12 protein-coding genes are annotated in these 20394 nt (G+C 64.4%); all 12 read right to left on the minus strand.

The annotated features are described in order from the left end of the window. Positions 1-199 precede the first annotated feature (199 nt). Positions 200-3775 (minus strand): glycosyltransferase, encoded by a 3576-nt coding sequence (locus JZZ72_RS09270; protein ID WP_210014310.1) that lies wholly within the window; start codon positions 3773-3775, stop codon positions 200-202. Between the two features lie 37 nt (positions 3776-3812). Then, positions 3813-4976, minus strand: coding sequence for a dTDP-4-amino-4,6-dideoxygalactose transaminase (rffA, locus tag JZZ72_RS09275; protein ID WP_058542058.1), 1164 nt, complete (start codon positions 4974-4976; stop codon positions 3813-3815). 219 nt (positions 4977-5195) lie between these two features. Then, positions 5196-7982, minus strand: coding sequence for a glycosyltransferase (locus JZZ72_RS09280; protein ID WP_210014311.1), 2787 nt, complete (start codon positions 7980-7982; stop codon positions 5196-5198). Positions 7983-8039: 57 nt separating this feature from the next. Then, positions 8040-11597 carry a glycosyltransferase gene (locus JZZ72_RS09285; RefSeq protein WP_210014312.1) on the minus strand — a complete coding sequence of 1186 codons (3558 nt, stop codon included), beginning with the start codon at positions 11595-11597 and terminating at the stop codon, positions 8040-8042. Positions 11598-11667: 70 nt separating this feature from the next. After that, a complete protein-coding gene (locus JZZ72_RS09290) occupies positions 11668-13251 on the minus strand; it encodes a flagellar hook-associated protein 3 (RefSeq protein ID WP_210014313.1) in 1584 nt (527 codons plus the stop codon). A gap of 13 nt (positions 13252-13264) precedes the next feature. After that, positions 13265-15304: a flagellar hook-associated protein FlgK gene (gene flgK / locus JZZ72_RS09295; protein WP_210014314.1), complete on the minus strand. Its 2040-nt coding sequence runs from the start codon at positions 15302-15304 to the stop codon at positions 13265-13267. 10 nt (positions 15305-15314) lie between these two features. Continuing rightward, positions 15315-16520, minus strand: coding sequence for a flagellar assembly peptidoglycan hydrolase FlgJ (gene flgJ, locus JZZ72_RS09300; RefSeq protein ID WP_210014315.1), 1206 nt, complete (start codon positions 16518-16520; stop codon positions 15315-15317). Positions 16521-16530: 10 nt separating this feature from the next. Further along, a complete protein-coding gene (locus tag JZZ72_RS09305) occupies positions 16531-17640 on the minus strand; it encodes a flagellar basal body P-ring protein FlgI (RefSeq protein WP_054915656.1) in 1110 nt (369 codons plus the stop codon). 12 nt (positions 17641-17652) lie between these two features. Further along, positions 17653-18348: a flagellar basal body L-ring protein FlgH gene (flgH, locus tag JZZ72_RS09310; RefSeq protein WP_043861788.1), complete on the minus strand. Its 696-nt coding sequence runs from the start codon at positions 18346-18348 to the stop codon at positions 17653-17655. A gap of 53 nt (positions 18349-18401) precedes the next feature. Further along, positions 18402-19187 carry a flagellar basal-body rod protein FlgG gene (gene flgG / locus JZZ72_RS09315; RefSeq protein WP_043861787.1) on the minus strand — a complete coding sequence of 262 codons (786 nt, stop codon included), beginning with the start codon at positions 19185-19187 and terminating at the stop codon, positions 18402-18404. Between the two features lie 45 nt (positions 19188-19232). Continuing rightward, entirely contained in the window at positions 19233-19973 is a 741-nt protein-coding gene (locus JZZ72_RS09320) for a flagellar basal body rod protein FlgF (RefSeq protein ID WP_043861786.1), read from the minus strand. 192 nt (positions 19974-20165) lie between these two features. Next, positions 20166-20357, minus strand: a complete 192-nt coding sequence (locus JZZ72_RS09325) for a hypothetical protein (RefSeq protein ID WP_043861785.1) — start codon at positions 20355-20357, stop codon at positions 20166-20168. Positions 20358-20394: the final 37 nt, after the last annotated feature.

Genomic DNA, 20394 nt, shown 5'->3' on the forward strand with positions numbered 1-20394 from the left:
ACTCCCCTGCAGGCAAGGGATCTCACGCAGCGCCGCTCCAGGCCACCTGCACCGCCCGCTGATTCATTAGCTTAGAGATGCACGTTTCGACTGCCAAGTCACGGCATTGTACGCGAACCAGGGCGATGCTTGTGCACAGCACTTCACGGTCACGTGAGGACGGCCAGGTCGGGAAGGCCCGACCGCCCTGCAAAACCACTCAGCCCGCCAGCCAGGCCGCGCGCCACAGCGCCAGGCGCTCGCCCTCGAGCAGCCAGTCGCGCCGCACGCTGGCCTGCAGCACCTCGCCCAGGCTGGCGGAAGCCTGCGGGTCGCCCAGGTGCAGGCGGATCGCGGCCAGCCAGTCGGCCGTGGTGTTGGCCACGCGGGTCAGCGGCAGCACATCGACACCGGCAAAGCCCGGCACATTGCTGCAGATGATCGGGTAGCCACAGGCGGCGTACTCCAGCAACCCCGGGTTGCCCGAGCAGGCATTGAGCAGGCTCTGGGCCATGGGCGCCAGCGCCAGGTCCAGGTTGAGCGCGGCCAGCGCTGCGGCCTGCCGTTCGGGGGCGACGGCGGCGTGTACCTCCTTCATGTAGGGGCGCAGGGCCTCGGGGCAGTCGCCCAGCGCCACCCACTCCACCTCCGCGGCCAGCGTCCTGACCACATCGACCAGCAGGTCGGCATCCACCGCCCCGGCCCAGCCGACACGGGGCTTGCTGCCCATGCCACGCTTGCCCTGGAGATTGCGCCACCATCGGCCCGGCAAGCTGGCCTCCAGCACACGAATATCGTCGTGCTGGCCTGCCAGCACCTCGGCCAGCGCGGGCGCAGGCACGATGATGCGATCGGCGAGGATCACCGCGCTCTGCAAGCGCTGGCTGATTTCGTCGGCGCCAAACCCGGCATGCGCGCCCTGCAAGCGCATCTGCGGCAGATAGCCGTCCACGTCGAGCACCTTGAACGCCCGCGAGAACGCCCGCAGGCGCCGCATGGCCAGAAGTTGCGCGTCATCGAGCGGGCGCTGCAGCAGCACGGTGTCCGGTGCGTAGCGCTCCAGCTCCACGGCAGACAGCAGGTGCGGCGTGACCAGCCCGTCCACCCACCCCGCCTCGCGCAGCGCCTTGAACGGCTCGACGATGCGCTGCTGGCCGGCGCCCTGCAGGTCGGCCGGGTGAGCCAGCAACATGGGCAGCGGGTGCCAGCTTTTCAGCGGGTTCCACACCAGCGAGTTGCTCGCCCGGACAAAGCCACCCGGCACCTGCAACGACAGGTTGGCGTTGTATGCCGGATCGCGGGCCAGGCGTGGCAGCCAACGGGCCAGCAGAGCGTCCTCCTGCTCCGTGGTCGCCGCGTCGCGCTCGCAAGCGTCCATCAGCAATTGCACATGGGGCGTCCAGACGTTCAGGTAACCGGCCTCCTGCAGCTTCAGGCACAGGTCGACATCCACCCAGCGGGCCAGCAGCGGATCTTCGGCAAAGCCGCCGGCCTCGAGGAACAGCGCCCGGCGCAGCATCAGGCATTCGCCACTGAGCGCCGAACAGTCCTGATCGACCTGCAGCCGCCCCATGTAACCGGCCTGCTGATGATCGACCCCGTCGAATGCCGAGCCCACCAGGCCGGTGAGCCCCAGCACCAGGCCGGCATGCCGGACCTTGCCGTCGGCCGCCAGCAGCTTGGCCCCCACCGCGCCCACCTCGGGCCGCTGGGCGTGATTGAGCAATTGCTGCAGCCAGTCGCGCGCGAGGATCCCCGCACGCGCATCCAGCCACAGCAGGAAATCGCCACGGGCCTGCTGCGCCGCGTGATTGCACATGGCAACCCGCGACTGGCCGGCAGCATAGTGCAGGACCTGAATCTGCTCACCGCCGATCTGCCCGACCATCGCCAGCCATTCACGGGCAGCCTCGTCCAGGGCAGACGGCGCCAGCAACAGCACTTCGAAGCCGCCAGCCAGCGCCGTGTTCTCCAGCAAGGTTTCGATGCAGCGCTGGAAGTGGCCGACGCTGCCTTCCAGGGCGATCAGGATACTCACCGAGGCGGCCTGGGCATGCCCGTAATCGAGACGATAACGGCCCGGCGACGACGCCAGCACCGCGACCTGCCCCTGCGTGTAACCGCGGGCCTGCAGGTGGCGTTCCAGCACCGCGCGCTCGTGGGCGCAATCACGCAACGGCAGGGCCTCGCCGATCAGCAACGGCTCGGCGACATGCCCCACGCAGCCCAGGCCCTGCTGTTCGACCAGACGCAGCTGGTACTCCAGCTCGAAGGCCCGAGCGCAGTCGAGGGCGAAGCCGCCCCGTTGCAACAAGGCCTGGCGCTGGTACAACCAGTGCCGCGACAGACTCGCCGGGAAACTCAGCAGCAGGTCGAGGTTGAAATCCGGTCGCAGTGCGATGTCGGTGCTGCCGTTGGTCGCGCGCATCGCTTCATCAGCCATGTACGCCAGGCAACCGGCCTCGGCACCGACAAGCTCGAGTGCCGCGATCAGCAGGCCCGAGGCCGTGAATTCGACGCCCGCCTCCACGATCAGGAACCAGTCGCACCGGCTGTGCTGCAGCGCAGTATTGATGGCTTCAGCTTGCCGCTCCCGGGCACAGGGCACATGCCGTACCTGCGGGTCGGCCAACGACTGGTTGCCAAGCACGCTGACCTCAAGGTGCGGGTACAGGCAGCGCTGCGTACCCAGGCTGGCCAGGGTGGCGGCCAGGCGCTGGCGATCATCAGCGTCATCCAGCACAAGCACACCGATGACCGGCATCGGCTGGCTGTCGAGGCGCTCGTTGATCAGGCGCAGCTGCTGGGCATCAGGGTGGCGCTCGCGCAACCAGGGCAGCACGCCCAGGTTCAGGTCCGCCGCTTCGAGCGCGGCCGCGGCCTGGGTCTTGGCAATGAACGTATCCAGCTGCTGCCAGAACGGCAGCGTTGCCAGCACGTAGCGCTGCAATGCCCCCTCCACCCCTGCCCTGGCGGTGGCCAGCGCGTCCGGCTGGTCAAGCAGGGCAAAGCCGGCGCTGCCAAGGAAGCCGGTTTCGAGAAACGCCTGGTCGACACCACTACCGGGCATGAAGATCACCGGGCAGCCACACAGCACGGCGATCACGCAGGTCATCGACCATTCGTAGCTGTACATCACCTCGGCCGAGCGCAGCACCTGGGCCAGTTCATGAAGCGGCAGCGCATTGGCGATGCGCAGCAGCTGGATACCCTCGGGCAACAGCGAGTAGTCGATCTGCTCCAGGGGATGACGGTTCTGATACAGGTAGCAACCCCTGCGTGGCGTGCCCGCCGGCGGCGCCTTGAACAGGTCGATGTCGAGCACCGGCAGGCCCAGCAGGTCGGGGTTGGCGTGGCCGCGTTTTTCGGCCAGCGCCGGGCCGTAGTAGAACAGCAGGTCGGTGGGCGCGGCCTCCATCGACTTGCCGTTGATCAGCCCTTCGAAGTTCAGCAAAAAGCGCGAGACCACCCTGCGCCCCAGCGGGTTGCCGACCACAACCTCCGGATACACGGCGATGGCCACCTTGCCGTGTTGCTGATGCCGCTGCTCGGTGGCGGCGTCGAGCAGCGGCGTCTTCAGGTTGGGGTTGACCACCTTGGGCCCGCACAGGTACGCCTCGCGCCCGTTCAGGTTGAGCACGTGACACAGGTAGTGCAGCGACACGATGCCCGAGGAGGTGTCCCGGTAGTCGGGCGCCATGATGTAGTAAGGGTGTTCGGGTTTGGCGAACATCAGGGTGTGTCGAAACAACGCCTGCTCAAGGACCTGCGCGTCGACCTGCGAGGCATGCGACATGGTGAAACTCCAATCTCTGATTAGGGGCGTGCTGCTGTCAGCGCGAGGCGCTCGAAGGCTTGTCCTGGAAAAAGCGCGCGATGCACGCACACACATGCGCCACCTGGCGGCTACGCATGTCGGAAAACAACGGCAGGCGCAACAGGCGCTGCGAGACATCCGTGGTGATCGGCAACTGGCCGCTGCTGCGCGCATAACGCAGGCCGGCTGGCGAGTCATGCAATGGCACATAGTGGAACACCGCATTCACCCCATGCTCACGCAGAAACGCGATCAACGCCGTGCGCTCTTCGACACTGCGCATCAGCAGGTAGAAGATGTGCGCGTTGGCCGGCTTGTCGTCCAGGGTACGCGGCAGCTGAAACAGACCATCGGCGGCCAGTGGTCGCAGCAGGCTGAAATACTTCTCGTACAGGGTCCGACGGTGCTTGTTGATGCGCTCGCCATGCTCGAGCTGCGCGTACAAAAATGCGGCCGTCAGCTCGCTGGGCAGGAACGACGAGCCGACATCCACCCAGGTGTACTTGCTCACTTCGCCGCGGCTGAAGGCCTTGCGGTTGGTGCCCTTCTGCCAGATGATCTCGGCCCGCTCGACCAGCCGCGGATCGTTGATCAGCAGGGCACCGCCCTCGCCGCTGATGACGTTCTTGGTTTCGTGAAAGCTCAGGCAGCCCAGGTGCCCGATGGTGCCCAGGGCGCGCTTGCGGTCGCGGGCCAGGATCGCCTGGGCGGCATCCTCGATCAGGAACAGGCCATGCTTTTCGCAGATCTGCGCCAAGACATCCATGTCGCACGGCTGCCCGGCGTAGTGCACTGCCACCACCGCCTTGGTCTTGTCGGTGATGGCCGCCTCGACCAGGCGCTCGTCCAGGTTCAGGGTGTCGTCGCGAATGTCCACGAACACCGGTACCGCACCGCGCAGCACGAAGGCATTGGCCGTGGAGACAAAGGTGAAGGACGGCATGATGACTTCGTCGCCCGGCCCGACGTCGGCCAGGATCGCGGCCATTTCCAGCGCAGCGGTGCACGAATGGGTCAGCAGCGCCTTTTCACAGCCCAGGTTGTTTTCCAGCCAGCCCTGACACAGCGTGGTGAATTCGCCGTCCCCCGCAATGGAGCCGTTCATGACCGCCTGGGCAATGTAGAACAGCTCTTTGCCAACCACGAACGGCTTGTTGAAAGGGATAACCTGTTTGCTCACGGTAACGCCTCCATCGCACGGCCCTGGGGCCGGTACGATCTGTGTAGGTTTTTCAGGCGATCACAACGGCGCACCTGCGGCTTGAAAAGCCCGCCCGCCCTGCGATGGCTGTCAATAAACTGCCGTACCCCGGCATGATCCTGACGCGGCGCTCATGACTGAGCGGGTCGGGCACAAAAAAGCCGGGTACGAAACCCGGCTTTTGCAAAACCCGCGCCATCAGCCCAGGTCGGCGAGCCACTCCAGCACCGGCGAACCACCGGCAGCGACCGAGCGCGACACATCGACACCAAACCGGCCGTCGATGATCACCCGGCTGCTGAACGCAGCCGGCCAACGGCCTTCCAGCGCCTGGCAGGCCTGGGCATCCGGCATCGGCACCTGGTCGCTGAGCAACTGCGCCTGTGGCGCCCAGATCACCAGCAGGCCGGCATCGGCTGCCTTCAGGCACAGCTCGATGTCGGCACCGCCCTCGGCAGACAGGCCATCGCACTGCTCGAACAGTGCCTTGCGTACCATCAGACAGTCAGCCGACACCGCCGCACAACTGCGGACCACGCCCGACCACAGCGACGCCTTGCTGTCGCGCGTCGACATTCCCAGCCAGGGCGACTGCACCTGGGCGCCGGCAAGCAGTTCGTAACCGGCATGGCTGATGGCGGCTTCGCGGTCCACCAGACGCGCACCCACCACGCCCACTTCAGGGCGCTGGGCCTGGTTGAGCAGGGCTTCGATCCAGGCCGGCGTCACCACCTGGCAACGGCTGGAGAGCAGCACCAGGTACTCGCCACTGGCGTTGACGGCAGCCAGGTTGATGAGCTGCGAGGCTGACTGCACGTGTTCGCCGGCCAGCAGCTTGACCCGCCCGCCAAACCCTTGCAGCGCAGCGACTGTGAGGTCTGCCAGGGTGTCGCGGCAGGCCACCAGCACTTCGTAGCGCGGGTAGCGGGTACGTTGCAGCACACTGACCACGCAGGCCTTGAGTTGCTCGAGGTCATCGTCGGCCGCGATCAGGATGCTCACCAGTGGCGTGGACTGATGGCGGAAGTCGATCTGCAACTGCCCCTCGCCTGCGTCATTGACCTGGCCACGGTAGCCCAGCGCCGCCAGGTGACGGTTGAGCGTGGACAGCGCGTCCTGGGCCATGCCCTCACGCCCGCCCCGACCGATCACCAGGTATTCGTCCATGTGTGCCAGGCAGTTCAGGCCGTTGTGCTCGACCAGACGCAGCAGCAGGTCGAACTCCACCGCCTGCGGGTAGGTTTCGCTGTAGCCGCCCAGCTCGACCACTGCCTCGCGACGTACCAGCCAGTGCTGCGACATCAGGTCGGGACGGCTGCGCAGCAAGTCCAGGTTGCCACCCTGGCGCACCACGCTGACCAGACGCCCGTCGGAGTCGCGCTGCACTTCGTTGGCGCAGATGGCCAGGCAGCCCGGGGCTGACGCCAGCTCCACCTGCAGGCGCAGCAAGCCGCCCACGGTCAGCAGGTCGCCGGCCTGCAGCAGCAACAACCATTCGCTTGGTACCTGACGCGCCACCTGGTTCAGGTGGGAGACGAAATTGCCCGGCGTCACCTGGATGAAATGCAGGGTATCGCGTGGCGTGGTCACCACCGGCGGCTTGCCGGCCTTGAGCACGACCAGCTTGAAGTCGCGCAGGCCACTGGCCAACAGGCTGTCGAAGGTGTTCTGCAGTGCGCCGTTGTCGTCTTCCAGGTCGACAACCACGAAGGCGATCTGTGCAGCACGCTGCTTGTTCAGGTGGGCGACGATGCGCTCCTGGGTGGCGGCGTCCGGCGTGGCAGCGGCAATCGACTCCTGCACCAGGCCCGAGGCGGTGGCCCTGAGCCACGCGGCCGGGTCGATGCCCGGCAGACCATCCAGGCGTTCCAGCCATGCCTGCAGCTCGCGGGCATCGGCCTGGACGTCCTCATCCACCAGGGTCGCAAGCAGACGGCGGAAAACCTCGGGGGTGAACACCCCCAGGTCCAACGCTTGCCAGTAGCGTGCCCTCAGGGTATCGACGGTGTCGTTGGGGTGCTCGCGCAACAGCTCGAACTGGCTCACCCAGGTACCCTCGACCGCCTGCCGATGGGCCTGTCCCACAGGCCAGGCGTGCAACAGGAATTCCAGACCGGTCAGTACCTCGAACAACGGCGCATTGTAGTAAGGCAGCTCGACAAACTGGCGCGGCTCGAACCTGCGCTCGGGCGCTGCATTCATGCCGCTCCAGGTGGAGGTGAACAGCAGATCGGTAGCAACACCACCCTGGGTGGCGCCAACGAACCGGTCGATGACGGTGAAGCCCTCATCGTCGGCGCATAGCCGAAGGTGGTCGGCGTCCCACTGGCGCAGCACGCGCACCGCACGCACTCGCTGCTCTTCGCGTTCGACCTGGCTCAGCCGGCTGTCGGCGTACTGCACCAGCGCATCGGTCTGGTCCAGCCGCTTGAGCGCGCCCTGGCCGAGCATCGAGTACGACACCACCACCAGCCAGGTATCGAAATCGAGCCCGGCGGGCAAGGTCGCCAGCACAGCCTGCAGCGTCGGTACTCGCACGAGCGCACGCCAGGCCGACTGTCCGCTGGCGGCATACTGCTCGATGGCAACACGTGCGTTTTCACCAACGGCGGCATCAAGTGCATCGCCGATCTTGTGGTAGGCCACCTGCTTGCTGCCGGGGGCGTAGCCCAGCACGTAGCCCTGGGCCAACTGGCACTGCGGGTGCGCATGAAGATGCTCTGCAGCAGCCTCCAGGGCCTGAACACGGACAAAGTCGGTATCCAGCGCCAGGCTCACGAACGGCGTTGCAAGCTGCGAAAGCAGCGCCTGCAGCCCCTGGGTGCAGGCATCGCCAGTCAGGTTCGACGAGGCGTGCTCGACCACTGCACAGGCGAGACCCTGCGTCTTGTAGTAATGCAGTGCGCGCTCGCGATAGCCCTGATCTTCATGCCCCAGCAGCACGACCGTAACGTCTTTGCCCAACCCGGTTGCGTTGTCAGTCATAAAGCACCTACCTCTGTTGTTGGATGCCCGGCCAGGCGACTTGCCGGCCGGTGGAGGTCAATCGGCCAACCAGCCGTTGGCCCATTGCTGCAGATTGTGTGTATTGAGTACGTAGTCACGCAGTACCGCTTCGCGTAGCGCATCGCCCTGGCGATAACTGGCCTGCGGATCTGCCAGGTGCATGCGGATCGCGTCCAGCCACTGCTCGGTGGTGTTACTGGCGACCCGCGTACAGGGCAGGTAACCACCGTAGGCCTTGGTCTCGGTGCAGATCACCGGGAAACCGCAAGCACCGTATTCCAGCAGGCGCAGGTTGCTCTTGCAGTCGTTGAACAGATTCTGCTCGAGCGGCGCCAGCGCCAGATCGAGGTTCAGGCCCGCCAGCTTCTGCGGGTACAGGTGCAGCGGCACGCCGGCATGAAACTCCTTGATGTAGGGACGCAGCAGCTGCGGGCACATGCCGAAGAACACCCAGTCGACCTCATTGGCCAAGGTCTTGACCACCTCGGCCAGCAGTTCGAGGTCGCCGCGGTGACTGGTGCCGCCCGCCCAGCCGACACGCGGACGCGCCGACGTCTGGCGGCGCCCCTTCAGGCCGCCCCACAACGAGCGCGAGAGCATGTTGGGGACCACGCGAATATCCCGGTGCATGCTCGACAGCGCGTCGGCCAGTGGCTCGGTGGAGACCACCACCCGATCACACAGGGCGATACCGCGGCTGACCATTTCGCGCATGTTGCCGGGCATGTTGCGCCGGTGTTCATTCTTCTCGGGCACATCGATGATGTAGTCATCGATCTCGTAGATGCGCCGAGCCGAAGAAAGTCGCTGGATGCGCGCCATCTCCTCAAGCGAGCCGGTGGTATAGCGGCACTGCAGGATGATCACATCCGGCTTGCAACGCTCAAGCTCCACCATGCTCGGCAGCACATAGTTCAACTGTCCCTGTATCCAGCCGGCCCGTTCCAGCTCCTTGAACGGCTGGCTGACGCGATAGTGTCCGACCGCAGTGGTGTTGATTGGCAAGGCCATGACAAAAGGCAGCACCGGCTGGATGAACGGCACCCATCCCTCGCGCAGGCCCGGCTCCAGGTTGAAACTGGCCATGCGCAAGCTGAGGTTGTGGTTGTACGCCGGGTCATTGGCCACGCGCGGCAGCCAGCGCTCGTAGAAGCTGTCCTTGTGCTGCTCGTCCAGGGCCACCGTCTGCGAGGTGGCCTTGGCAACCACCGCAAAGGGAGTCCAGACGATCAGATAGCCATGGTCGCGCATACGCAGGCAAAGGTCGGCATCACTCAAGCCGGTCGAGAAGGTTTCGCCGTCCAGACCGCCAAGCTGGTCGAACAGCTCGCGACGTACCATCAGGCAGACGCCACTCACGGCGCTGTAGTTCTGCACGCAAGCCAACCGATTCATGTAGCCATTGGCGTCTGCGGGCTGGCCGAAAAACGGACTGCTGGCAACACCGTGCAGCCCCAGCACCAGGCCTGCTCCGGTCACGTTGCCAGTCTGGTTGCACAATTTTGGCCCGACGATGCCGACCTCTGGACGCTGGGCCTGACCTACCAGTTCATCAAGCCATTGCGCGTCGAAAAACACGCAGTCCGAATCGAGCAACAGCAGGTAGCTGCCACGTGCCTGCAGGCTGGCCTGGTTGTAAAGCGCCGGGCCATTCGCCGAGGCTACCGGCACAATGCGCAACTGCTCGCTGCCAAGCCCCTGCATTGCAGCCAGCCAGCCTTGTACTGGCATCGACTCACGACCACTGACAGCAATCAGGATCTCGTAGTTGCGGTAGGCGGTGTGCTCGAAAATCGATTCGACGCAGCGCGTCAGTGCCTTTACGTCATCGCCTGCGGCAACGATGATCGACACCGCCGGCGTATCGGCATGTCGATACTGCACGTGGGCAAACATCGAGCCTTCGGCGCTGACCACCTCGGCCTCGACGCCCAGGCGTGCCAGATGCGCACGCAGCACCCTGGGTGCCTGTACGGCACAGGCCGCTTCCCGCTGCCAGGCCTCATAGCCGTAGCGACATTGCACCAGCAGCTCGGCGACATGCCCCACCGCGCCCAACCCCTGACTCTCGACCAGTTTCCAGAGCATGTCGTGGGGGGCCAACGACTCGAACTGCGGGTCGAAACCGCCCTGCTCACGCACCCGGGCGGTATCGAAGGCCAGCAGCCTGCCTACGTAGGGAACACTGCGCATCAGGTCCAGGTTGAAGTCCGGCTTGAAGATCGGCTGGCTGGGCTGCAGGTTGTCGTGGGTGCCTTCATCGGTGTACAGGCACGCGCAGTCGGGTTGCAGTGCCATGCGCTCGGCCATGATGACCAACGCATGCGGGTGCAGGCAGTCGCCTGCACGCAGCAGGAATACCCAGTCACCCGCCCCATCGCGGGTCACGCAGTCATTGAGCTGCTCGATGGCATGGCCCTGGGCGTGCACCTGCACGAACTTGGGGTTCAACGGTTGCAGCGCTGCCGGGCCCAGCACGCAAATGGCCGCAGCGGCATAGGACTGTTGCTCAAGGCTGTCCAGCGTGGCCTTGAGTGCCACGCCATCGTCTTGAGCAGCGAGCACCAGCACGTCGATGCGCGGGCGACGCGGCCATTGCGCAATGCGCTTGGGCAGCAGGTCAAGCTGCGCCGCCGACAATACCCGACACCCCAGCCACTCGCCATACAGCTCGGTGAAGCTCAGGCTGCTGGTGCCGACCTGTTGCTGAAAGCTGGCGACCTGGCGCGCATACAGGCGCGTCAGCTCGAACTCTTCCCAGGCCTTGTCTGCGCCGACGGTGTAGAGCTCCAGTGGAATGTGCCGCACCCAACCGCTGGCCGGCGCCGGTTCACTGGTGCGCGAGGCGAGCATCTGGCGCAACCACTCGCTTTCGGTAGCGAAAGCCAGGGTCATGCTGGGGTGATGGCTCAAGCGCCCGGGGTGAACGCGCTCCAGGCTAAGCATGGTGTTCAGGTAGGCCAGGTGGCCACGGCGCAGCAGGCAGATGAACAGCGCTTCGACCAGGCGCGCACGAAACCCTTCGCCCTCCTGCACCAGCTGCGGCAAAAAGTCCTGAACCTGGGCACGGCGCAACAGCGCGTGGCTGATACCCCCAAACAGGTTCGGCAGGTTGCTTTCGAGCGCCTCCAGCAGGTCGCCGCCGTTGATCAACGCGCTGGTGGGGGAAATGATGCAGTTGGCCTGGCGCATGGGCAGTACCGTTTCGTCCGCCGCGCATATCAGCCGGTGGTGAATCAGTACATTCACGTCCGGGCAGTCGCACAGCACCTGCGCCGACTGGCTGATGCAGCTGTCCACCAGCCAGTCGTCATCGCAGAGAAACTTGATGAACTCGCCCCGCGTCTGTTCCAGGCACATCAGCACATTGCGCGAAAAGCCCAGCGTCGACGGGTTGCGCACATACCGCAACGCGCACGTGGCCTGTCCTGCCCACAGGTCGAAAATCGCCTTGATCTCGTCACCCTGGCTGTCGTCGCACACGACCACTTCCACGTTGGCATAACGCTGGGTAATGGCACTGTGCAGGGCACGACTGAAGAACTCGGGGTTGAACGCGGGGATGGCGATGCTGACGAGCGGCAGTTCGTTCATTGGGCTGGACCTGGAGAAAACCCCGGGGGCGGCTGAGCGCCCCCGGGTGGGTAGTGCGAGAAAGGGTCAATCAGAGCCGGTTGAACAGCCCGAGCGCGGCCAGCTTGCTGAAGGCTAGTTGCGAGGCTTGCAGCATGTTCTGCTGAAGCGTGAGACGGATCATCGTCTCGGCAGGGTCGGCGTTACGGATCGAGTTCTGCGTGATGGTGTTGGCCGACTGCAAGGCTTCGTTGGTTTCTGCCTGCACATCCAGTGCCGCACCGCGCCCACCGATGGAGCTGATGGATTCGGCGATCTTGTCCGCTGCACTGGCCAGGTTGGAGATAGCCGAATCCATCGACGCGAGGAAGTTGCGGCGGGCTGCCGGATCGTTGTCGACAGGTGTCAGCAGCGCGGTGCGCAACTGATGGATGGTGTCGAGCACGTTCTGGTTCTGGTGGTTGTTGACCTGCACCGAGTACTGGTCGCCATCTTTGGGCGTGCCACTGAAGGTGAAGTCGACGCCGGCCACGCGGGTCGGGCTGACGGTGGTATCACCGCTGCCCACAGGACGGCTGTCGGCGGTCATAGGCTGGGCATACACGTCGAATGTGGTGTCGCTGGTGAACTTGACGATCGCACCGCCACCGGGGAACGCAGCGTCGTATTTTGCCTTGTCCGCGATCGACAGGCCGCTGAGCTGGCCGTCGGGCGACACGTTGCCGGGGCTGCGGGTGCCGGTGATTTCGTCGGGCTTGGAAGCGAGGGTGAACTCGTGCCCGCGCACCGCGTCGTCAGCGGCGGTGGGGTCGGTCAGCTCGTCGCCCTGCAGGCTGACTTCCATGCGGATGTCGACGCCGCGGAAGTTGATGGTGGTATTGCCGCCCTTCGGGTTGAAGACCCCGCCATTGGTGGCCTCCAGGGTACGGTCGACGTTGTTGACGTCGGTGATCTTGAATTCGGTGGCGCTGACGAATTCGATCTTGTACGGCTCGCCGCTGCGGAACAGGTCGTTGTAGGTCGAGCTGCCGGAGACCTGGCCATTGGACAGGTTGACACGCACGTCGGCCGGGTTGGCAGGCGCGGTCATGGTGGTCTGGCTGCGGCTGGTGTTCAGCGCCTTCTGGAACACGTCGTAGCCGGTCTCGTTGGTGGCCACGCTGAGCATGTCACCGACCTGCAGGTTGGTGGTGCTCTGGTCGCCCTTGTACGAGTAGGTGCCATCGGCATTGCGTTCGAACGGCTGGGTGTCACCACGCGAACCCGAGAAGATGTACTTGCCGTTCTCGTCGCGGCTGTTCATCAGACTGAACAGTTGCTCTTCGAGCTGCGACAACTCCTGCTCGTTGGCCTTGCGATCGTTGTCGGTCATGTTGCCGCTGCCGGCGCCGATCGCCAGCTCCTTCACCCGCGACAGCACATTGGTGATGCTGTTGAGGGTGGCCTCGGAGGTGCCCAGGCTGGAGCGTGCACTGGAGATGTTGCCACTGTACTGGGTGATCAGGTTGTTCTGCTGTTCCAGTTGCAGCAGGCGCGCGGCACCGACCGGGTCGTCCGCGGCGGTACGTACGCGCAACTGGTCACTGGCCTGCTGCTGGGACTCCACGGCCTTGGCGAAGTTAGCCTGATAGTTGGAGGTGCTGGTCTGGTAGAACTGGGCGGTGGAAATGCGCACGATCTACGACTCCTTAAAGGCTGTTGATCAGCGTGGTGAAAATTTCCTGCGCGATCTTGATGATCTGCGAGGAGGCCGTGTAGTACTGCTGGAACTTGATCAGGTTGCCGGTTTCTTCGTCCAGGTCGACGCCGGACACCGAAGCGCTGGCGGCTACCGCAGACTTCTGCAGGGCGCCGGTGGCCTCGGTATCGAGCTTGGCCTGGGCCGCCTTGCCGCCGACGTTCTCCACCAGCTTGCCGTAGGCGTCGGTCAGGCTGATGCCCTTGCCGTTGGGGCCGACGTCGACGGTGGCCTTGGTCTGCAGATCGATCACCGCCTGGCCGTTGCGGTTGTCGGCCGAGCCGGCACCGGTCATGCCCACCGTGTAGTTGTCGCCCTGCTTGGGCGAACCGGCCACGGTCATTTCAAAGGTGATGTTCTTTTGTGGCGTACCCACCGGGTTGCCGCTGGCATCGACCATCGGCACGTTGATCTGCAGCTTGTTTTCCTGGCCCGGAATGATAGTACCGCTGCCGATTTCATCGCCCTGGGCGTTGTGGATCTTGTAGGTCTGCGGGTTGGTGCTTTCATCACCGAACACCAGCTTGACCGGCGTCGAGTACTTCAGGCCGTTCTGCAGCTCGATGCGCTGGGCCGAGTCGTAGATGTCGATCATCGAAGTCAGGTTGGGCTGACCGATGATGCCGGTGCCCTGGTTGCCTGCACCGCTGGTGCCGGTCAGCGGCGCCGCCAGCGCGATGCGCTTGGGGTCGGTGAGCACGGTGTCGAGGCTGCCCGCGGCGCCGCGGGTCGGGGTGATCTTGAACGAGTCGCCCTTGCTGGGCAGGCCACCGTTCATTTCCAGGGTGAAACCGTCGATCACCGGCGGTGGCGTCTCGTCCAGCTTGTAGGAGCCCACTGCAGTGCCACCCGGGAGCCGGGTGACGGTGTAGTTGTTGTCGTCGGTAAAGGTCACCTGGTAGTCGCTGGTGGTCAGCTTGCCGGTGTCCTTGATGTTGACGTTAAGGCTGCCGGTGGCGGCGTTGTTGCCCGCCTTGGCGATGCTGCGCTGGGCCATCATGGTGGCGTTGTTGATATCGTTGAACAGGGTCGCGCCGAAGTCACCGTTCTTGTCGATACCTTGCGCCAGCTGGCTGTTGATCCGGTCGGCCACCACCAGGGCCACACGGCCGAGTTCGTTGAGCGCCGGTTCCAGCACATCATTGCGGTAGGTGATCAGGCCGCCGATCTCGCCACCGCTGACGCTGTTGGTGATATCGATCTTGGTGGTGCCGCGGTTGAGCACCAGGTTGGAACGGGTCGGGTCGGTCGGGCTGTTCACCGTCTCGAGGGTGTTGGTGGTCTTGCCGAGCACCAGCGACTGGCCGTTCTTGAGGTACACGTCGAGGTTGCCCTCGCGCTCGACCACATCCACGCCCACCAGGTTGCTGAGCTGGCGCACCGCTTCGTTGCGCTTGTCGAGCAGGTCGTTGGGGCTGCCCTGCAATGACGACACGCGTGATATCTGGTCGTTGTAGTTGGCAATGGTGGCCGTCAGGTTGTTGACCTGGGTGGCCATCGACGACAGGTTGCCGTTGATGTTGGTGTTCTGCTGGTTGAGCTGCGCGGCGATGGTGTTGAAGCGCTTGCTCAGTGCCTGGGCGCTGGTCAGCAGCAACTGGCGCGAGGCGTCTTCGGTCGGCTTGGCGCCAGCGCTCTGCAGGGCGGTGAAGAAGCTCTGCAGGGCGCCAGTGATACCGGTGTCCTTGTCCGACAGCAGCTTGTCGGTGGGGCTGACCTGGTCGAGAAAGGCGTTGGCCTCGCTGCTCAGCGAGTTGGTGGTACGCAGCTGGTTTTCCAGGAAGTTGTTGTACACGCGGCGCACATCGGCCAGCGTGGTGCCGGTGCCGATGAACACCTGGCCTTCGCGGATCGAACTCTTGGAGTTTTGAATGTTCTGCTGGCGCGAGTAACCAGCGGTATCGACGTTAGCGATGTTGTTACCCGTGGTGTGCATGCCCGATTGGGCAGCGCTGGCACCGGATAAGCCGATATTGATCAAACTCGCCATAATTCAAACCTTATAGTTTCGTTGTAGTAGCGACAGCTGCGTAGCTCTCGTACGACTTCATCTGTTTTGCGATCTGCGAGATCTTGCTGGCGTAGTCCGGATCGGTTGCATACCCGGCCTTCTGCAGCTCTCGCACAAACTGTTCAGGCTTATCGGCCGCATTTACCGCATCTTTATAGCGAGCATTGTTTTGCAACAAGCTCACCAGGTCGTGGAAGCTGTCCTGGTAGGAGTCATAGGAACGGAACGCAGCGGTTTCCTTGACGAACTGCCCGTCACGGAACTCGCTGGTGATCGCACGTGCCTGATCGCCTTTCCAGTTGCCGGTGGCCTTGATGCCGAACAGGTTGTGGCTGCTGCTGCCATCGGCCTGGCGCATCACCGATTTGCCCCAGCCGGTTTCCAGGGCGGCCTGTGCCACCAGGTACCGCGGGTCGATGCCGATACGCTTGGCGGCCTGCTCGGCCATCGGCAGCATGGTGGTGACGAACTCGTCGCTGGAATCGAACGCGCGCTTGGCCGGGGCCAGTGGCGGCTGCGCCACGGCACGTCCGTAGATACGCATCGAGCCCGGCGCGGCAAAAGTCTGGGCCGGGGCCCAGTCGCCCTTGACCAGCGCATCGGTCATGGCCGTGGTGCGCTGCGGCAACGCGGCGGTATTGGTGGTGGCTGGCGTGCCATCTGCCGACGGCACGATACCGGCCAGCAGGCGATCGGTGAGCTTGCCGGGCAATGCCAGGCGCCGCGAATTGAGCGCCGCCATGTCGTTGCGGTGGCTGGTGCTGGCTGCATCACGAAGTGGCTCGGCCACCTTGGTCGCCCACAGGCTGCGCTGCTGCAGGTCGACCCGCGGGAACGGGCTGCTGGCCGCCGCTGCAGCGTTGGTGGCCTTCTGCTTGGACAGCTGGCGCATCAGCACATCCTGCAGGCCGATGCCGCCGCCCTCGCGGGACATGCTCACCGCCAGCTGCTGGTCGTACATCTGCTGGTACTGCTTGGCGGTTTCGGTATTGAGCGGGTTGTCCTTGGCCAGCACATCGCTGGCCGAGCGCATCGACTTGAGCATCTCGTTGAGGAACAGCGACTCGAATTCCTGGGCGACCTTGCGCAGGTTGGCGTCGCTGTCGCGATCACCCACCTTGAGCGAGTTGAGGCGGTTGAGGTCGGTGTAGGCACCACTGTCGGCGGCACTGATGCCGCTTTTAGGCATATCCATGACCAGCCCCTCAGATCACGATCAGGTCGGCTTGCAGCGCGCCGGCCTGTTTGAGGGCTTCGAGAATCGCCATCAGGTCACCGGGGGCCGCGCCCACCTGGTTGACCGCACGCACGATCTCGTCGAGCGTGGTGCCCGGCCCGAACTTGAACATCGGCTTGGCTTCCTGCTCGGCGTTGACCCGCGAGCGCGGCACCACCGCCGTCTCGCCATTGGAGAACGGGCCGGGCTGGCTGACGATCGGGTCTTCGGTGATGGTCACGGTCAGGCTGCCGTGGGTGACCGCCGCTGGCGATACCTTGACGTTCTGGCCGATCACGATGGTACCGGTACGCGAGTTGATGATGACCTTGGCCACTGCCTGGCCGGGGTCGATCTCGAGATTCTCCAGGATCGACAGGTAGTCGACGCGCTGGCTCGGGTCCAGGGGCGCGGTGACGCGCACCGAGCCACCATCCAGCGCCTGGGCCACACCCGGGCCGAGCAGTTCGTTGACCTTGTCGACGATACGCTTGGCGGTGGTGAAATCGGGGCGATTGAGGTTAAGGGTGAGGCTGTTGCCCTGGTTGAAGCCGCTCGGCACCGAGCGCTCTACCGATGCACCGCCCGGAATACGCCCGGCCGATGGCACGTTGACGGTGATCTTGGAACCATCACGGCCCTCGGCATCGAAGCCGCCCACCACCAGGTTGCCCTGGGCAATGGCGTAGACGTTGCCGTCGATACCCTTGAGCGGGGTCATCAGCAGGCTGCCGCCGCGCAGGCTCTTGGAGTTGCCGATGGACGACACGGTGATGTCCACCACCTGGCCCGGCTTGGCGAACGCCGGCAGGTCGGCGTGCACCGACACTGCCGCGACGTTTTTCAGTTGCACGTTGCCCGAGCCCGGCGGCACCTTGATACCGAACTGCGAGAGCATGTTGTTGAAGGTCTGCAGGGTGAACGGGGTCTGGGTAGTCTGGTCGCCCGTGCCGTTGAGCCCCACCACCAGGCCGTAGCCGATCAACTGGTTGGTACGCACGCCGGAAATGCTGGCGATGTCCTTGAGGCGCTCGGCATGTACGCCGAACGCGGTGGACAACAGGACAGTCGCGGCAATCAGCTGCTTGATGTTGAACATGATCATCCGAACCTAGAAAGGCCAAAGCGGGCTGATGAAGAAGCGGTCCAGCCAACCGGGCTGGCTGGCATCGGCAAACGAGCCGGTGCCCGAATAGGTGATGCGCGCATCGGCGACCCGGGTCGACGGCACGGTGTTGTCGGTGGCGATGTCGTCGGCGCGCACCATGCCGGCAATACGCACCAGCTCGTCGCCGGTGTTGAGGGTCATCCACTTCTCGCCGCGTACCGCGATGATGCCGTTGGGCAGCACGTCGGCCACGGTGACGGTGATCGAACCGGTCAGGGTATTGCCCTGGGCCGCCTTGCTGTCGCCCTTGGTGGCGCGGTCGCCGCTGTAGCCAGCGCTGAGGCTCAGGTCACCGTCGCCAAACGGATTGTTGGTGTTGACCCCGGCACCGAACAGCGAGGTCAGGCCAAGCTCGGCCTTGCTGTTCTTGGCGATCTGCGAGTTGGCGTTCTTGCTCGCCTGGGTACGCTCGTTGAGCGTGATGGTGATGATGTCGCCCACCCGGAACGCCTTGCGGTCGCTGTACAGGTTCTGCTCGAAACCGGCCTGGTAGATGGAGCCGTTGTTGGCCGCTGCAGGCAGGGGTGTACGCGGCAACACAGGCGCGTAGTACGGGTCGTTGGGCTTTGGCGTCGGCGCGACGCAACCGGCCAGCAACACCACCCCACCCAGGGCGAATACGGACAACAAACGGCTCATGACTCTGACCTCACGGTGTAACAGGCGCCGCATCAGCGCCCCTGGGGCTTCACTTACAGGTTCTGGGTAACGAACGAGAGCATCTGGTCGGCGGTGGAAATCACCTTGGAGTTCATCTCGTAGGCACGCTGGGTGGTGATCATGTTGACCAGCTCTTCCACGGTGCTGACGTTGGAGTTTTCCAAGGTCTGCTGCAGGGTGGTACCGAAGCCGTTCAGGCCCGGCGTGCCGATCTGCGGCGCACCGCTGGCGGCGGTTTCCAGGAACAGGTTGTTGCCCATGGCCTGCAGGCCGGCCGGGTTGATGAAGTCGGCGGTCTGGATGTTGCCGATGATCTGCGCGGCCGGGTTGCCGGCGGTGGTGATCGATACGGTGCCGTCCTGGCCCACGGTGAAGGTCTGCGCGTCTGGCGGCACGACCACGGCAGGCTCGAGGGCGAAACCGTTGGCGGTGACCACCTGGCCATCGGAGTTCAGGTGGAAGGTACCGTCACGGCTGTACGAAACGGTGCCGTCTGGCTGCAGTACCTGGAAGAAGCCGCGACCGTTGATGGCCATGTCCAGCGGGTTCTCGGTGGTTTGCAGGCTGCCGGTGCTGAAGTTTTTCTGGGTGCCGACGATGCGCACACCAGTACCCACCTGCAGACCCGATGGCAGCTCGCTGTCCTGGGTCGACTGTGCACCTGGCTGACGCTTGATCTGGTAGAGCAGGTCCTGGAACTCGGCACGATCACGCTTGAAGCCGGTGGTCGAGACGTTGGCCAGGTTGTTGGAAATGGTGGTCAGGTTGGTGTCCTGGGCGGACAAACCGGTTTTACTGACCCAAAGAGCCGGAAGCATGCTGTTCTCCTCGTGCGCCTGTTTTACGGCGCTACGTCTGTGTAATTAGCCGATTTGCAAAACCCGAGCCATGGCTTCATCGCCTTCCTTGGCCGTGGTCATCATCTTGACGTGCAGTTCGAATTGACGGGACAGCGCCAGCACCGAGGTCATTTCCTCGACGGCGTTGACGTTGCTGGCTTCCAGGAAACCGGACACCACCTGCACGTTGGCATCGGCATCGGCAGGCTGGCCGCTCTTGGTGTGGATCATGCCGTCCAGGCCCTTGTTGAGGGTCTTGACGTCGGGGTTGACCAGCTTGATGCGATCGACCTCGGCCATCACCCGCGGGCCTTCACCCATGGCGCGAATGCTGATGGTGCCGTCCTGGCCGATCTCGACCTTCTGCTCGGGCGGCACGGCAATCGGCCCACCATTGCCCATCACCGGCATGCCGTTGCCCGCGCGCAGCACGCCCAGGGCATCGATGTTGAGGCTGGCGGTACGCACGTAGGCTTCGCTGCCATCCGGGGCCTGCACGGCGATGAAGCCGTCGCCACCAATGGCGATGTCCAGGTCGCGGCCGGTCTCCTGCATGGCACCGGGGCTGAAATCGGTGGCAGGACGTTCGGTCATGGCATAGGCACGCGCCGGAAAGCTGTCACCAAACACCGGCATCGAGCGCGCCTGCTCCAGGTCGCGCTGAAAGCCGCTGGTGGAAATGTTCGCCAGGTTGTTGGCATGCGCCCGTTGCGCCAGTGCGTTCTGGCTGGCACCGGTCATGGCCACGTAAAGCATCTTGTCCACAGATCATCCTCCGCTGCGCTGGCGAACACTTGCCGTTCACCGCTGCTTTGCCGGTCACTCAAGCAAGTTTCAAACCAACTCTGCAAAACAGGGGTAAAGCCCCGTCAATGCGGGGGCTGGAGCACAGGCCAGCGCCTGCGCGTGCGATGAACCGTCGAAAATACGGCGCCAGCTTGCCGCTAGCGGCAAACCTCAGTTGTCACGGCAAGCGCCATTGTTGAAAGGCCCGGCAAACCGACGCCAGCCCTCGCCCGGCGAAACCTGCGAACAGACGAGCCGGCCATCGGCCTGGCTTTCCCAGCGATACCAGGCGGCCATGTCGGCGCCGACCTGCACAGCCACCACCAGCAAGGCGAAGCCCACGATTGCGAGTGCGCACTTCATTTCTACTGCCTCCGAAACAACGAACCCCTTCCGAGAA

Origin of the sequence: Pseudomonas palmensis, assembly GCF_017848315.1 — a bacterium.
Classification (GTDB): domain Bacteria; phylum Pseudomonadota; class Gammaproteobacteria; order Pseudomonadales; family Pseudomonadaceae; genus Aquipseudomonas; species Aquipseudomonas palmensis.

Excerpts from the sequence above, each read along its gene's own strand:
- JZZ72_RS09270 (WP_210014310.1), bottom strand. The coding sequence starts at position 3,775 with ATGTCGCATGCCTCGCAGGTCGACGCGCAGGTCCTTGAGCAGGCGTTG.
- JZZ72_RS09280 (WP_210014311.1), bottom strand. The coding sequence starts at position 7,982 with ATGACTGACAACGCAACCGGGTTGGGCAAAGACGTTACGGTCGTGCTG.
- JZZ72_RS09285 (WP_210014312.1), bottom strand. The coding sequence starts at position 11,597 with ATGAACGAACTGCCGCTCGTCAGCATCGCCATCCCCGCGTTCAACCCC.
- flgK (WP_210014314.1), bottom strand. The coding sequence starts at position 15,304 with ATGGCGAGTTTGATCAATATCGGCTTATCCGGTGCCAGCGCTGCCCAA.
- flgJ (WP_210014315.1), bottom strand. The coding sequence starts at position 16,520 with ATGGATATGCCTAAAAGCGGCATCAGTGCCGCCGACAGTGGTGCCTAC.
- JZZ72_RS09305 (WP_054915656.1), bottom strand. The coding sequence starts at position 17,640 with ATGTTCAACATCAAGCAGCTGATTGCCGCGACTGTCCTGTTGTCCACC.
- flgH (WP_043861788.1), bottom strand. The coding sequence starts at position 18,348 with ATGAGCCGTTTGTTGTCCGTATTCGCCCTGGGTGGGGTGGTGTTGCTG.
- flgG (WP_043861787.1), bottom strand. The coding sequence starts at position 19,187 with ATGCTTCCGGCTCTTTGGGTCAGTAAAACCGGTTTGTCCGCCCAGGAC.
- JZZ72_RS09325 (WP_043861785.1), bottom strand. The coding sequence starts at position 20,357 with ATGAAGTGCGCACTCGCAATCGTGGGCTTCGCCTTGCTGGTGGTGGCT.